This is a genomic window from Flavobacterium ginsengisoli, assembly GCF_029625315.1.
GTDB classification, from domain to species: domain Bacteria; phylum Bacteroidota; class Bacteroidia; order Flavobacteriales; family Flavobacteriaceae; genus Flavobacterium; species Flavobacterium ginsengisoli.
This window is the reverse complement of record NZ_CP121110.1, coordinates 3848057-3861474: the sequence shown is the minus strand read 5'-3', so window position 1 is coordinate 3861474 and position 13418 is coordinate 3848057. Positions and strand designations below refer to the sequence as shown.

Annotated in this window: 16 protein-coding genes and 1 pseudogene; 4 read left to right on the top strand and 13 right to left on the bottom strand. The window is 32.1% G+C overall.

Annotated features, from left to right (window positions below):
• Window positions 1-37 precede the first annotated feature (37 nt).
• On the top strand, window positions 38-655 hold the full coding sequence (locus tag P5P87_RS17990) for an outer membrane beta-barrel protein (protein ID WP_198855262.1): 618 nt from the start codon (window positions 38-40) through the stop codon (window positions 653-655).
• A gap of 56 nt (window positions 656-711) precedes the next feature.
• On the opposite strand, the gene P5P87_RS17985 is transcribed toward P5P87_RS17990, so the two are convergent.
• The 3 genes from P5P87_RS17985 to P5P87_RS17975 are packed head-to-tail and all read right to left on the bottom strand — an operon-like array spanning window position 712 to window position 3039.
• The gene (locus tag P5P87_RS17985; RefSeq protein WP_233074030.1) at window positions 712-909 is read right to left on the bottom strand and encodes a hypothetical protein; all 198 of its coding nucleotides are present in this window, start codon (window positions 907-909) and stop codon (window positions 712-714) included.
• Window positions 910-914: 5 nt separating this feature from the next.
• Window positions 915-2306 (bottom strand): radical SAM protein, encoded by a 1392-nt coding sequence (locus P5P87_RS17980; RefSeq protein WP_278020152.1) that lies wholly within the window; start codon window positions 2304-2306, stop codon window positions 915-917.
• Window positions 2296-3039, bottom strand: coding sequence for a prolipoprotein diacylglyceryl transferase (locus P5P87_RS17975; RefSeq protein WP_198855260.1), 744 nt, complete (start codon window positions 3037-3039; stop codon window positions 2296-2298). The genes P5P87_RS17980 and P5P87_RS17975 overlap by 11 nt, the downstream gene beginning before the upstream one ends.
• A gap of 170 nt (window positions 3040-3209) precedes the next feature.
• On the opposite strand from P5P87_RS17975, the gene P5P87_RS17970 reads away from it, so the two are divergent.
• The gene (locus tag P5P87_RS17970) at window positions 3210-4169 is read left to right on the top strand and encodes a helix-turn-helix transcriptional regulator (RefSeq protein WP_198855259.1); all 960 of its coding nucleotides are present in this window, start codon (window positions 3210-3212) and stop codon (window positions 4167-4169) included.
• A gap of 44 nt (window positions 4170-4213) precedes the next feature.
• On the opposite strand, the gene P5P87_RS17965 is transcribed toward P5P87_RS17970, so the two are convergent.
• Both P5P87_RS17965 and P5P87_RS17960 read right to left on the bottom strand, forming a co-directional pair.
• Window positions 4214-4714 (bottom strand): DinB family protein, encoded by a 501-nt coding sequence (locus P5P87_RS17965; RefSeq protein WP_198855258.1) that lies wholly within the window; start codon window positions 4712-4714, stop codon window positions 4214-4216.
• 47 nt (window positions 4715-4761) lie between these two features.
• Window positions 4762-5241: a DinB family protein gene (locus P5P87_RS17960; RefSeq protein WP_198855257.1), complete on the bottom strand. Its 480-nt coding sequence runs from the start codon at window positions 5239-5241 to the stop codon at window positions 4762-4764.
• A 354-nt stretch (window positions 5242-5595) separates the two neighbouring features.
• On the opposite strand from P5P87_RS17960, the gene thiL reads away from it, so the two are divergent.
• Window positions 5596-6642, top strand: a complete 1047-nt coding sequence (gene thiL / locus P5P87_RS17955; protein ID WP_198855256.1) for a thiamine-phosphate kinase — start codon at window positions 5596-5598, stop codon at window positions 6640-6642.
• A 202-nt stretch (window positions 6643-6844) separates the two neighbouring features.
• Here thiL and P5P87_RS17950 read toward each other — a convergent pair whose 3' ends face one another.
• The 8 genes and pseudogenes from P5P87_RS17950 to P5P87_RS17915 all read right to left on the bottom strand — a co-directional run bounded on the left by P5P87_RS17950 (window position 6845) and on the right by P5P87_RS17915 (window position 12636).
• Window positions 6845-7441, bottom strand: a complete 597-nt coding sequence (locus P5P87_RS17950; RefSeq protein ID WP_278020151.1) for a response regulator — start codon at window positions 7439-7441, stop codon at window positions 6845-6847.
• On the bottom strand, window positions 7431-8003 hold the full coding sequence (locus tag P5P87_RS17945; protein ID WP_278022811.1) for a sensor histidine kinase: 573 nt from the start codon (window positions 8001-8003) through the stop codon (window positions 7431-7433). The genes P5P87_RS17950 and P5P87_RS17945 overlap by 11 nt, the downstream gene beginning before the upstream one ends.
• Window positions 8004-8073: 70 nt before the next feature.
• A complete protein-coding gene (locus tag P5P87_RS17940; RefSeq protein ID WP_278020150.1) occupies window positions 8074-8310 on the bottom strand; it encodes a hypothetical protein in 237 nt (78 codons plus the stop codon).
• A 29-nt stretch (window positions 8311-8339) separates the two neighbouring features.
• On the bottom strand, window positions 8340-8741 hold the full coding sequence (locus tag P5P87_RS17935; RefSeq protein WP_278020149.1) for a hypothetical protein: 402 nt from the start codon (window positions 8739-8741) through the stop codon (window positions 8340-8342).
• A 163-nt stretch (window positions 8742-8904) separates the two neighbouring features.
• Window positions 8905-9540 (bottom strand): hypothetical protein, encoded by a 636-nt coding sequence (locus P5P87_RS17930; RefSeq protein ID WP_278020148.1) that lies wholly within the window; start codon window positions 9538-9540, stop codon window positions 8905-8907.
• A gap of 47 nt (window positions 9541-9587) precedes the next feature.
• On the bottom strand, window positions 9588-9839 hold the full coding sequence (locus P5P87_RS17925) for a hypothetical protein (protein ID WP_198855253.1): 252 nt from the start codon (window positions 9837-9839) through the stop codon (window positions 9588-9590).
• Window positions 9840-10014: 175 nt separating this feature from the next.
• Window positions 10015-10824, bottom strand: coding sequence for a LytR/AlgR family response regulator transcription factor (locus tag P5P87_RS17920; protein WP_278020147.1), 810 nt, complete (start codon window positions 10822-10824; stop codon window positions 10015-10017).
• Window positions 10825-11093: 269 nt separating this feature from the next.
• Window positions 11094-12636: pseudogene (locus P5P87_RS17915) on the bottom strand (glycine--tRNA ligase).
• A 203-nt stretch (window positions 12637-12839) separates the two neighbouring features.
• On the opposite strand from P5P87_RS17915, the gene P5P87_RS17910 reads away from it, so the two are divergent.
• Window positions 12840-13415: a ComF family protein gene (locus P5P87_RS17910; RefSeq protein WP_278020146.1), complete on the top strand. Its 576-nt coding sequence runs from the start codon at window positions 12840-12842 to the stop codon at window positions 13413-13415.
• Window positions 13416-13418 lie beyond the last annotated feature (3 nt).

Genomic DNA, 13418 nt, shown 5'->3' with positions numbered 1-13418 from the left:
GTATTTTTAATCTTACAACTTTAAAAAATAAAAGATTATGAAAACCAAATTTTCTGTTATTCTAGCGTTATTTACATTTTACTTTGCAAGTGCTCAGCAAGATCAAGTTGATTCAGAAATGAATTCTGCAAAAGGAATTACTTTTCAACATGGAGATATGTTTATAGAAGGTTCTATCCAGATCACTACTGGTGGAGATAAAGACTATTATGCTTTTAATCCCAAATTTGGATATTTTCTTAATGATAAATTTGCCGTTGGAGGACAATTGAGCTATTCCAGCAATAAAGTTGAAGCAACCGATGAAAAAACTAATATTTTTGGAATCGGTGGTTTCGCAAGATATTATGTATTGGAACTCGATAAAAAACGATTCAAAGCTTACGGAGAAGTAGGTTTAGGATACGGTAGAAATAAATACGAAAGCCCAATTACTGGTACAGACAACAGCAATAGTCTAACAGCCAATATCAATGTTGGGTTAAATTACTTCTTAACTAAAAACATTGCAGTTACTTTTACTCTTGCTAATTTATTATCATACAACAGTGTTTCTCCAGAAAACGGCCCATCTTCAGATACTTTTCAATTAAACATCAACTTATTTGAAAACATCTTCGATCAACCAAAATTCGGATTATTGTTTAGATTTTAATTCGTTTATAATATAACTCAAACCCCTCAATAATTCAGTTTATTGAGGGGTTTTTCTTAAGACATGAGTGTCCCGCATATTCCTAGACCAATAATGAGATAAAGCGCTCCGATAATAAAACAAACCTTTGCTCCATTGGGATGATTTTTCTTAATTGCTAAGCCAATGATTGTCATTAAAATTGGCGGTCCCACCATAATCGCTATAAAAAATGCGACCAAACCTCCTAAATTACCTACTTCTAGTGCTGTCATATACTTTATGCATTAGTTCTTAATTCTTCTAGTCTTTTTACTTTATCATCTCTGTAAAACAAATTCATGGTTTCAAAAGGAATTATTTTATTGTCCTTATTGACAATATGCACACATGATTTTTTTATTGCTCTTACATCAAAATTATATGCATCGATAAACTGCATGATAATAATTCTAAAGAGATTGTCGTAACCTAATTCTGGTGCATCAATATTAGGAAGGCAACATAAAATCGATTTCAAGTTTTCTTGCGCTACTTCTACAGAATTTCCCGTGCTAAACAGATCTATCATTTTGCCGCGGAGCACTTCATCTTGTTCGTAAATAATCGTGTTTTTACTATTGTCTAATAAATCGTTCGGATTAATATATCGTGTTAGTGGAAAAACTTCTTCTCCTAGTTTCAAAGCATAACCCATAACTAAAGCATCGGGATTACAAGGAACTGGAAGTAAATCATCTGAATTAAAAACATTGGTTTGCTCCAGAATTTTTCTTCTTACTTCTGTTAATGTCATTCGATCGGTTTCTAAATTGAAATTCTCCAATCGGCCCGCAATTTGAGTTGGCTGAAATGTAACGCCACGAACGCATTTTTGCTTTAGGGCAAACTCAATAATTTTACCTATTTCATGATCGTTTAATCCTTTTTGAAGCGTAACCACCAAAGTTGTAGACAGATTAACTTCGTTTAGATTTTCTAAAGCTTGTTTTCGTATTTCGCTTAAATCAGCTCCACGCAACTCTTGCAATACACTATCTTCAAAAGAATCAAACTGAAGATAGATCTCAAAATCTGGAGCATAGCTTTTTAGTCTCTGAACGAATTCTTTCTCTTTTGCAATTTTAATTCCGTTTGTGTTTAACATTAAATGCTTTATCGGAATTGATTTTGCATAATCTAAAATTTCAAAAAACTCAGGATGTATGGTTGGTTCTCCTCCACTAATCTGCACCACGTCTGGCTCTTTTTCATTTTTAACAACCGTATCAAGCATAGCTTTTACTTCTTCGAGAGTTCTGTGTCTACCATAATTAGGTGATGAACCTGCATAACAAGTTGGGCAAGTTAGATTACAACGATCTGTAACCTCAACAACTGTAAGACAAGAATGCTGTTCGTGATCTGGACATAAACCACAATCGTACGGACAACCATAATGCGTTTTTGTATTAAAAGTATACGGCATTTCAGATGGTTTATTATAATTTCGGATATTCTTGTAATATTGAATATCGTCGGCAATTAAAACCTTTGAGTTTCCATGCTCTGGGCATCTTTTAAGCATATAGACGTTTTCGTCTTCAAAAACAATTTTAGCATCAATTCTTTTTAAGCATTCTGGACAAAGGCTTAATGTAAAATCATAATAAGTATATTTTCTAACTGGCATTTTTTACAAATAAATTTAAAATTGTTTTGTTATAATAGAGCAGACAAATTAAACATAAGATCTGAATGGAACTAATTCCGAAAATTAGGAAATAATTGGGTTTCAGAAATTCTACGAAAAAGCGAAACGCAAAATAGGCAATCATAAAATACTGAAATAACAATCCGTTTTTTAAATTTTTGGTTTTCAATTTCTTCAAAAGAAAAAACAGAACAATCAGAAAAATTAATTCGTATAAAGCAATTGGATGCCTCATAATATTGTCGCCAAGATTCATCCCCGTAAAAAAAGTCGTTTCTTTTCCGTACGTAAACTCATTGGTTCCAGATAAAAAACAGCCAACTCTGCCTATAAAAATTCCTAGAATAATCGGAAAGGTAAATAAATCTCCTGATGATTCTTTTTCTCCAATAATCTTCTTAGCAAGTTCGACACCTAATAATCCTCCAAACAATCCTCCCATAATTGTTTTGGCATTAAAGAGTTCTAAAATAGATTTGACATCAGAATGAAAAATAGGATTTTCTAAAAAACCCATAATTCTAGACCCCAAAAAAGCTCCAATTGCCGCACCCAAAATAATCGAAAACCTGTTTGTGGAAACAATAGTATCATTCGTTCTTTTTCTCAAAAAAACATAATATCGGTATCCTAAAAAAAATGCCAAATATTCTAGAACTAAATGGATATTAATTTCATAACCAAAAATAACTGGCTCAAAAGGAAGCTTCATTCGATACTTTAAAATTTAATACTATAATTCTGTAAAGATGCGAAAAAATGTTTAAATTCATTTGACTTATAAAGTAAAAGCTGTTTCAATTTGGAACAGCTTTTTTATTTATATAAAGATTAAACCTTTGTAACTTTGAACCTCTAACCTTTGAAACTAAAACAGAAAAAATGCTTGACGAAACCCCAAAACGATTTGACCGAATTGTTGCCATTCTTATTCAATTGCAGTCTAAAAAGATTGTAAAAGCACAAGAATTGGCCGATCGTTTTGAGTGCAGTTTAAGAACTATTTATAGAGACATTAGAACTTTGGAAGCATCTGGAGTTCCTATTTATAGTGAAGCTGGAGTTGGTTATGCTTTAATGGACGGATATAGACTTCCGCCAGTTATGTTCACGCGCGAAGAAGTGAGCAGTTTTATTGCGGCCGAAAAGTTAATGCAAAAGTTTACTGATCCTACATTGGGAACACATTATGCGTCGGCGATGTACAAACTGAAATCGGTTTTAAGAAGCAATGATAAAGATTATCTTTCAAACATCGAATCAAGAATTGTAATGCAGGAAGCAGAACCAATGTTTAATGATAATTCGCCTAATACTTTGGCTGTGCTTTTTGAGGGAATTGCGGAGAAAAAACAAATTCTTTTAACTTATAAAACCTTTGAAAAAGAAGAAACCACACAACGAAATTTAGAACCTGTTGGCGTTTTTCATGATAATAACAATTGGTATTTTCTGGGTTATTGCCATCTTAGAAAAGATTACCGCCAGTTTAGAACCGATAGAATTCAGGAAATAAAAAAAACAGATCTTGATTATACAATAGAACACGATTCTCTGGAAACTTATTTAACAAAATCTGATAAGATTCCAACCACAAAAGTTCGAATTCTGGTTCAGAAAAAAATCGCGCGATACTTAGCAACCGAAAGGAAATATCACGGCTTTATTTCTCAAAAAGAAATTGGAGACGAAATCGAAATGACCTTTATGTCTCACAGTCTGCAAGATGGTTTTCCGAGATGGTTTTTAATGTTTGGAGATTATGCCAAAATTTTGGAACCAGAATCTTTAAAAACAAGAGTTTTAGAATTATTAGAAATCAATCGACAAAGGCTCCTATAAAAAAACTCCCAAAGAAATTCATTTCATCTTTGGGAGTTTTTTATTTATTGATTTGCCTTTACAACATTATAAAAATTATAATCGGTGTTTGAGGCATCTGTAATTCCAACATTTCGTCCTATTGTTACAATCTGGCCTCGATGATACGTTCCATGATTGATAACTTGGATTAAATATTCGGAAATGGGCAGTTCACATTCAAACCACGGATTTACGATTTTAACTTCTTTCATTAAATCTTCTTCAGATAATGAGTTAATAAGATGTTTCAATTTTGTAGACGAATTTAATAATCCGGCAAATATTTCCTCTTTTGACAAATCGCTTTCTGCTTTCTTTTCTGTTAATGAAGATTCGGAAATGACAGAAAACCAATATTCCTCAGTAGACCAGATATGATCAAGCGTTTTCATAATTGTAGAAAAACTCGACGGCACTTCTGCATAAAGCAATTCAGCCGATTTCGGCGAAAGCCAATTTACAAATTGTTGATTTACCCATAAATTATAATCTGCATAATTGGACATTATCTTCTTTAAACTCATAGCCTTAGTTTTAGATTTCTGATATTAAGTTACTAAAAAAACATCAATTATCTTTCCCAGAAAAATGGTGGTTCGATATTTAAAGCTCTTAAATAAACATAAGCTTGTCCGCGGTGATGCACTTCATTATCAATAAAATATAAGATATTCTGAATTACAGGAAATTCATATTGTCCAAAAAGGTTAAAGGTCTCGCTAAAATCTTCAACTGATAATTGTTCCCAATATTTATTGATTTCTTCTGTTGCTTGATCCCATTTTTCAAGATATTGTGCTTTGAAAATTAGTTTTTCAGTTCCTTCTGAGAATGGTGCAGTTTCTTTCGTTACAATTCCTTTTAAACCTGGAACTGCAATAGCCAAAAGCTCATCTACTAATTTTGCAAAAGGTCTCATTCCGCCAATCGAAAATTCGAAGAAATCTTTTTCTGGAAAAATCTCAATTAAACGACGTGTAAGTGCTCTGTGTCCTTGCCAGTGTTTTAATAAATCTTCTGAAGTAATAACTTGTGCTTCTAATGTTTTCATGGTTTTAAAGTTTAAATATTTTTAATACTTCAAAAGTAAAATGGGCTGGTGACAACAGTTTGTCAGCAGTAAAAAAATAATTTTAAAATATTTTTTCCTGCTGTAGAAACGCAGCTTCCGCTAGGTGAAAAAAGATTATGAAAAAAGGCTTTAGTCAAAACGTTAAAGTTCGGCTAAAGCCTTTTTATATTTGCATTAAGCTGACCTCCAGCTAAAGCAGGAGGCAATTATTTTTTTAGACAACAATATAAATCTCCTAGAAAAAAACTTAGAACCTTAGTATCTCAGAATCTTAGCATCTTTAAAAAAATCCTTTGTACCTTTGCACCTTAATAACTTTGGAACTTAACAGAAATGATTGAAGATAAAAATCAGCAGAGAACTAGTATAGCTCAATTGGGCGAATTTGGTTTAATTGACCATTTAACCAAAAACTTTGATGTTACTCAGGAATCGACTTTAAAAAGTATTGGCGATGATGCTGCCGTTCTTGATTTTAAAGATAAGAAAGTAGTAGTTTCAACCGATTTATTAATTGAAGGCGTTCATTTTGATTTGGCTTACATGCCTTTGAAACATTTAGGTTATAAAGCGGTCGTAGTAAATGTTTCTGATATTTGTGCAATGAATGCGAAACCGACACAAATTACGGTTTCGGTTGCTGTTTCAAATCGTTTTCCTCTTGAAGCTTTAGAAGAATTATTTGCAGGAATTACACACGCTGCAAAAGAATACAAAGTTGATGTTATTGGCGGTGACACAACCTCATCTCAAAAAGGATTAATTATCAGTATTACCGCAATTGGAGAAGCTGACGAAAATGAATTGGTTTACAGAAACGGAGCCAAACAAACTGATTTATTGGTTGTAACTGGCGATCTTGGTGCCGCTTATATGGGATTGCAGGTTTTAGAACGTGAGAAACAAGTTTTTCAGGTTAACCCAAACAATCAGCCCGATTTAGATCCTTATACTTATTTGGTAGAACGCCAATTGAAACCTGAAGCTAGAAAAGATGTTCGCACTTTACTTCATGCTTTAGATATAAAACCAACAGCAATGATCGATATTTCAGACGGATTATCTTCTGAGATTATTCATATCTGCAAGCAATCTAAAGTGGGTTGTAATTTATATGAAGATAAACTTCCGTTAGATCCGCAGTTTATTTCTACTTGCGAAGAATTTAATATCGACAGCACGACGGTTGCCATAAATGGCGGTGAAGATTACGAACTTTTATTTACAATTGACATTAATGATTTTGATAAAATAAAAGGAAATCCGAATTTCTCTGTTATTGGCCATATGGCAGAAGAAAATGAAGGAATTCATCTTGTAACCCGCGCCAACACAAAAATTGCTTTAAAAGCGCGCGGATGGGATGCTTTGACAGAATAAAGCAAACAAAACTCTAAATAAAAAATTCCAAATTCCAAAAGCTAGTCTAGCTATCAGAATTTGGAATTTTTTTTATTGTTTCTTACGATTTTAATTTTATCCTAAAAGTCCTTTGCTTCTTGCTTCTTTCACCAAATCAGAATCAGAATCATTTTTAATTTTCAATAACTCTTTCAAATGCTTTTTTCTTTTTCAATAGCTTTTAAAGAAATGGGAACATGCTTGCGAGCATTTCCTGAATTGGGGTTCCTTTTGCTAAATGAACTAATATTTGTTTATCGTATTGATCTATTTCGATAGCATTATGTGTGGACTGATTGAGCATTTTTACAACCGATTGGCTATAGTATTTTTCATTTTTCATCACTTTATCAAAAGCCAAAAGCAATTCGTCAAAAGTAAGGTCATTTTTAATAATCAATCCGTTTGGCTGAATTGTTCTAATAATAGTTTTGATCTTTAGCAATTCTGTATACATTGTCAAAAGAATGATCTTGCACGAAGGCATTTTTTTCAGAAGTAGCTTTGCAAGATCTTCACCAGAAAAGATCTCTTTTTCTTCGTAAGGAGGCATACTGATATCTAAAAAAGCAATATCAAACTCGGGCGTGTTCTCATTTTCTATTATATCATAACCAGATCTACAATCATGTGCCTGTGCAATAAAAAAATCGTATTGTTTTGTATTATAACGAGTTATAGCATTTTTATATCCTTCAATAATAAACGGATGGTCGTCTACTATTAAAATATTCTTTTTAACTAATTGTGGAACTGAAGTTGGTAAGTCAAATGTCATTATGCAGGTTATTATTTGGGTCTATTGGGATTTCTATAGAGAGAATTGTTCCTTCTCCCTTGGCAGATTTTATCGTAACTGTGCCCTTACATTCTTTTACTCGATATTCTATATTATGCAAACCTATTCCATTTTTGGTTCTATTGGTATTAAATCCAATTCCGTCATCTTCTATCCTTAGAACCAAATTATTGTTTTCATTTTTAAATTCCACTCTAATAATATCGGCTTCAGCATATTTATTACAATTCTGGAGTCCTTCTTGAACAATTCGATACAAATTGATTTTTTCAATATTACTCATCAAATCCCATTTTATCTCGGGATCAAAAAAAGTAATCAATTTTGAACTATATGTATTTATCTGATCTTCAAATAGTTTATTCAAAATCGAAACAAAATTATTAATTAATTCCGATTTCTCTCTATTTAAATCATGCGAAATTTCTCGAATATCTTGTTCCACATTTTTTAGTTCGGTAAGATATTTTTTTCTTTTAGGAACAGCCTCGATTTCGTCAAGTTTATCCAAACTGTCCAAGCTTATTCTAATACCAAACATGCGCCCTAAAATACCATCATGCAATTCCTGCGCTACTCTTTTCTTTTCCTTTATTCTTGTAAGCTCAATTTCATTTCTGTTGCGAAATCATCAAATTATAAATGTCTTCATTTGCAATCTGCTGTTGTTGCTTAAAAAGAAGTTCGCGATTTTTGGCCTGTTGTGTTTTATAAACATAAAAAAACAACCCGAGCAATGTACAAATACTAAATACATAAACCAAAGTTTTATTCTTTTCTTGAAGGCTAGAATTTTGGTCTTTAATTTCGTTGGTCTCATATTCAATACGAGAGAATTTTTCTCCCATATTGCGCTCTGCTTTAAGCATTTTATCATTTAACTGAATGTACTCTTTAGAATATTTTGTCTTGCGTTTTTAGGATCTACGGCGACAATTTGTTTCAATGCTTGTAAAGTATTGTTTAGCTTATCAGATGAACGCGAAAGAAGTAAAGCTTGTTTAGAAAATTCAACAGCTTTTGCAGTATCCTTTTTTAAAGCATAATATTCCGACAGATGAATCTGATTGGATATCATTTCCATTTTTAATCCTAAACTATCTCTAATTTTTAAAGATCTATAAAATTGAGCAGGCAGACCATCCACTCTGTTAGATTTTAATTTAGAATAGGCTAAATTATCTAACAACATCGCATACAGAATGGTTTTTTCTTCAAATAGATTTTTTTCTTCTAATCCTTTCTCAAAACAAGATATTGCTTGCGTATAATTCTTCATACGCAGGTAAACAAAACCAATATTGTTTAATGAAGTAGCTTTTAATTGAAAATCTGACGGAATAGATTTATCGTCTAAAGTTTTCAGTGCTTTATTTTGGTAATCTATTGCTTTGTTATATTCTTCTCTTTCGTTAGAAAGTATACCGAGAAGGTTATAACATTCATAAAGTCAGCTCATTGACATCTTTTTTAGTTTTTAAAATTTCTAAAGCTTTAAAAACCGATATTTCACTTTCAAAGAAATCTGCTTCATTATACTGAAGGCTTGCTTTGCTTATTAGTGTTTTTGCCAAATTATACTGATCATTAATTTGCAAATAAATCTTTTGAGCTTTGAAATAGCTTCTGAAAGCGCTATCAGAAATCATTCTATTACTATAATAATCTCCAAGATAAGTATAGGCTTTTGCCATATAAGCAGAATCTTTAGCAATTATTGCTCTATTCAAGACAAGCTCAGATATTACTTTAAATGATTCTAAATCATTCATATTAAAGTATCTATTAGCAATCTTGAACAAATTTGCTCTAGTAAGAGAATCGTTTTTCTTTTTTTCTACTACAGATAGTGCTTTTTGAGTATACTTCTGTTTAGATTCATAGCTTAAACTTATGTCATTAGCTAATGATAAATAAACAGAAAGGCTATCCTCTGTAGAATTTGTGTTCTTGGTTAAATCATTTTTCTTGGTACACCCAATAAAAAACAACACCAAAAATGAAGACAATAATATTTGGAAGCTTTTTTTCAATATAATTGCGAATTTTCCCAAAAATACTAAAAAAAAAGCTGTCAAAAATTTGACAGCTTAAATATTTTTAATGTTCGTTTTTATTACGAAACTTAATCTAGTTTTTTGTTTGCACCTAAAGATTGATTAATTGCATCAAAACTTGCTTGGTTGTTTTTTGCTACTGATTCTTGATTGCTCATTAAATCATCGTGTTTTCTATTACCTCCTGTAGATCCTTTACCATCAACCGGAAGAACAACGCTTAGTTTTTCAGTTGGAACAATAGGAGTTGTTGGATTTGCGAAAGAAGTTGCTACTACTACTAATGAGAATAATCCGAATGTTAAAGCTGTTTTTTTCATGACCTGAGGTTTTTAATGTTTGTTTTAATTTTTGGAGATGATTCGCTATTTGCGACGAATCAGAGTGTAAAACTAACACCGAGGTCGAAAAAAATTTATATGAAAAATTGAGTTTATGGTAGATCGTACCCAATTGATAGTCAATGGATAGCAAATTAATGTAATCGTCTAATTTTTAGAATTCTAGATAATTTCCTGTTGCAAAATCGGCAATAATCTGCTCTACATTTGCTCTGTAGGTTTTAGAAAAAGGAATCTTTTTGGTAGAGTTTTTTATGTAACAGATTGAGTTTCCGCTATGAATCCTAGAAATGTAATTTCGATTAATTACATAACTGTTATGAATACGGATAAAAGGATACGTCAAAACGCTTTCAAAATGCTTTAACGTTTTAAACGCCGTAATCATTTCACCTGTGTTCAAATAAATATCTGTCGAATTATTATCAGCCTGAAAATAACAAATATCTTCTGCATTTAGATATCGATAATCTCCGTACGATTTTATACAGATCATTAATGGCTTTTGAATGTTTTGCGGAATTGTTCCAGCTTCAACAATAACAGAAACTGGTTCTTCTCTAAACGGAGCTATTTGGGGCTCTAAATTAGCTCTATTGAGTTTTAAAATTGTTTTTAAAAGATCACTTGATGCAATTGGCTTAAGAAGATAATCGAAAATGCCGTATTGAATAGCATCAAATGCTTTGTCTTTTTGCTTCGTTGTAACGATAATTTTAGGAATGTCTTGCAAAAAACGATGAAGTTCGCTAATAAAAGCCAGAGACAAATGACTTGACAGATTTCTCGGTTCGATTTCGAGAAAAATCAACGCTGGTTTGTGTTCTAAAACCAAGTCTAAACCATCCTGAAAATTTGATGCCGATGCCATAAAAGATAATTCTGAAAAACCAGAAGCGGTTGTTTGGGTTTTCAAAATACTCTCAGCGTCATCATCAATTATAATATAGGAATACTTTTTCAATTTCAGGTTTGGTTGGTTTTCTCACTGCACAATCATAATCAAAAAATAGTTTTAAATCGATGCATTGAAGAAAAAAATTATTCTTGATGGTATTACAAATCTAAAATTACACTTTTAAAAATTTCAAACACCTCATTGTTAACACATTAAACAAAAATGTTGATACATAAAGATGAAATGCAAAAAAAGCCGATAAAATACCTATTTAAAAAAACAAAAATCCCAAACTCCTTGACGGAATTTGGGATCTATAAAATAACTTGTAAAGATTACATTTTCATTAACCAGTTTTTCATCGAAACTTCGTTTTCGATAATACCTCTTAATTCAGTAATTTTTACACGATCTTGTTTCATTGTATCTCTATGACGAATTGTTACTGTTTCGTCTTCAAGCGTCTGATGATCTACTGTAATACAGAAAGGTGTTCCTAAAGCATCTTGTCTTCTGTAACGACGTCCTACAGCATCTTTTTCATCATAAGCAACATTGAAATCCCATTTCAAATCTTCGATGATCTTTCTTGAAACTTCTGGTAAACCATCTTTTTTAACCAATGGCAATACCGCTGCTTTTGTTGGTGCTAAAACTGCTGGCAATTTTAAAACCGTTCTTGTAGAACCGTCTTCTAATGTTTCTTCTTTTAATGAAGTAGCAAAAACTGCCAAGAACATACGATCTAAACCTACAGAAGTTTCTACTACATAAGGAACATAGTTTTCGTTAAGTTCAGGATCAAAATATTGTAATTTTCTTCCAGAATATTCTTCGTGTGCTTTCAAATCAAAATCGGTACGAGAGTGAATTCCTTCCAATTCTTTAAATCCGAATGGGAAATTAAATTCGATATCTGCTGCTGCGTTTGCGTAGTGAGCCAATTTCTCGTGATCATGAAAACGGTAATTTTCTTTTCCTAATCCTAAAGATAAATGCCATTTCAAACGAGTCTCTTTCCAGTATTCGTATGATTTCATTTCTTCTCCTGGACGTACAAAAAATTGCATTTCCATTTGTTCAAATTCACGCATACGGAAAATAAACTGTCTTGCAACAATCTCGTTTCTGAATGCTTTACCCGTTTGAGCAATTCCAAAAGGAACTTTCATACGACCCGATTTCTGAACGTTTAAGAAGTTAACAAAAATACCTTGAGCTGTTTCTGGACGCAAATATAAATCCATCGCATTCTCAGCAGATGCACCTAATTTTGTTCCGAACATTAAGTTAAATTGTTTTACCTCTGTCCAGTTTTTAGAACCAGTTTCAGGATCAGAAATTTCAAGCTCTTCAATTAATGCTTTTACATCAGCCAAATCACCTGCTCCTAAAGAACGTCCTAAACGCTCTCTAATTTCTTTTTCTTTAGCTAAATATTCAATTACACGAGCATTTGTAGTTACAAATTCTTGTTCGTTGAATGCATCGCCAAAACGAGCTTTTGCTTTGTCAATTTCTTTTTGTGCTTTTTGGTGAATTTTTTCAGCATGATCTTCAACCAAGACGTCAGCTCTATATCTCTTTTTAGAATCTTTATTATCAATTAATGGATCATTGAAAGCATCAACGTGTCCAGAAGCTTTCCAAGTTGTTGGATGCATCAATATTGCAAGCATCAAGGCCGACAATATTTTCATTCATTTGAACCATTGATTTCCACCAATATTCACGGATATTCTTTTTTAATTCGACACCATTTTGTGCATAATCATATACAGCACTTAATCCGTCGTAAACTTCGCTTGACGGAAAAATAAATCCGTACTCTTTTGCGTGCGAAACCACATTCTTAAATATATCTTCTTGTTTTGCCATAGTGATGCAAAAATATAAAAACTACCTATATAAAAAAGAAAAATTATGAAGATTGAAGTACTGTTTTTGTTACTTTTGTAAATAAAATCTCTCTTTTTGTGATTAATTATCTAATAAATTTATTTTTCCCCAAGGTCTGTAGTGGCTGTCGTTCGCTTTTGCTTCAGAATGAAACAGTTTTCTGTACTATTTGCCGACATGAAATGCCTTTAACTTACTATCATTTAGACCCAAAAAACGAGGCTGTTAAAAAATTCTATGGCAAGATTGATATTCAATTTGCGGCAAGATTTTTGTATTTCAATAAAAAAGGAATTGTTCAAGAGTTAATTCATAATTTAAAATACAAAGGACATCAGGAAATTGGAAGTGTGTTGGGAAGCTGGTATTCGGAAGATTTAAAAGAAATTCGATTCGAAGTTCCTTTTGATGCTATAATTCCTGTTCCGCTCCATAAAAGAAAATTTAAGGAAAGAGGCTATAATCAGGTTACTACTTTTGGAAAAGAAATCGCATTAGGTTTAGACATTCCTTTTGAAGAAAACATCTTAATTCGAAAATTGTACACCAAAACCCAATCCAAGAAAAATCTTTTAGGAAGATCTGAAAATATCGGAAACATTTTTGATGTCAAGTTTGATGAAACCCATCATCATAAACACTTTTTGATTGTAGATGATGTTTTTACTACAGGGGCAACTATCGAAGCATGCGCCAGAGCTTTATTAAAAATTCCTGGCGCAAAAATAAGTATGATTTGTATGGCTATGGCACATTAAATT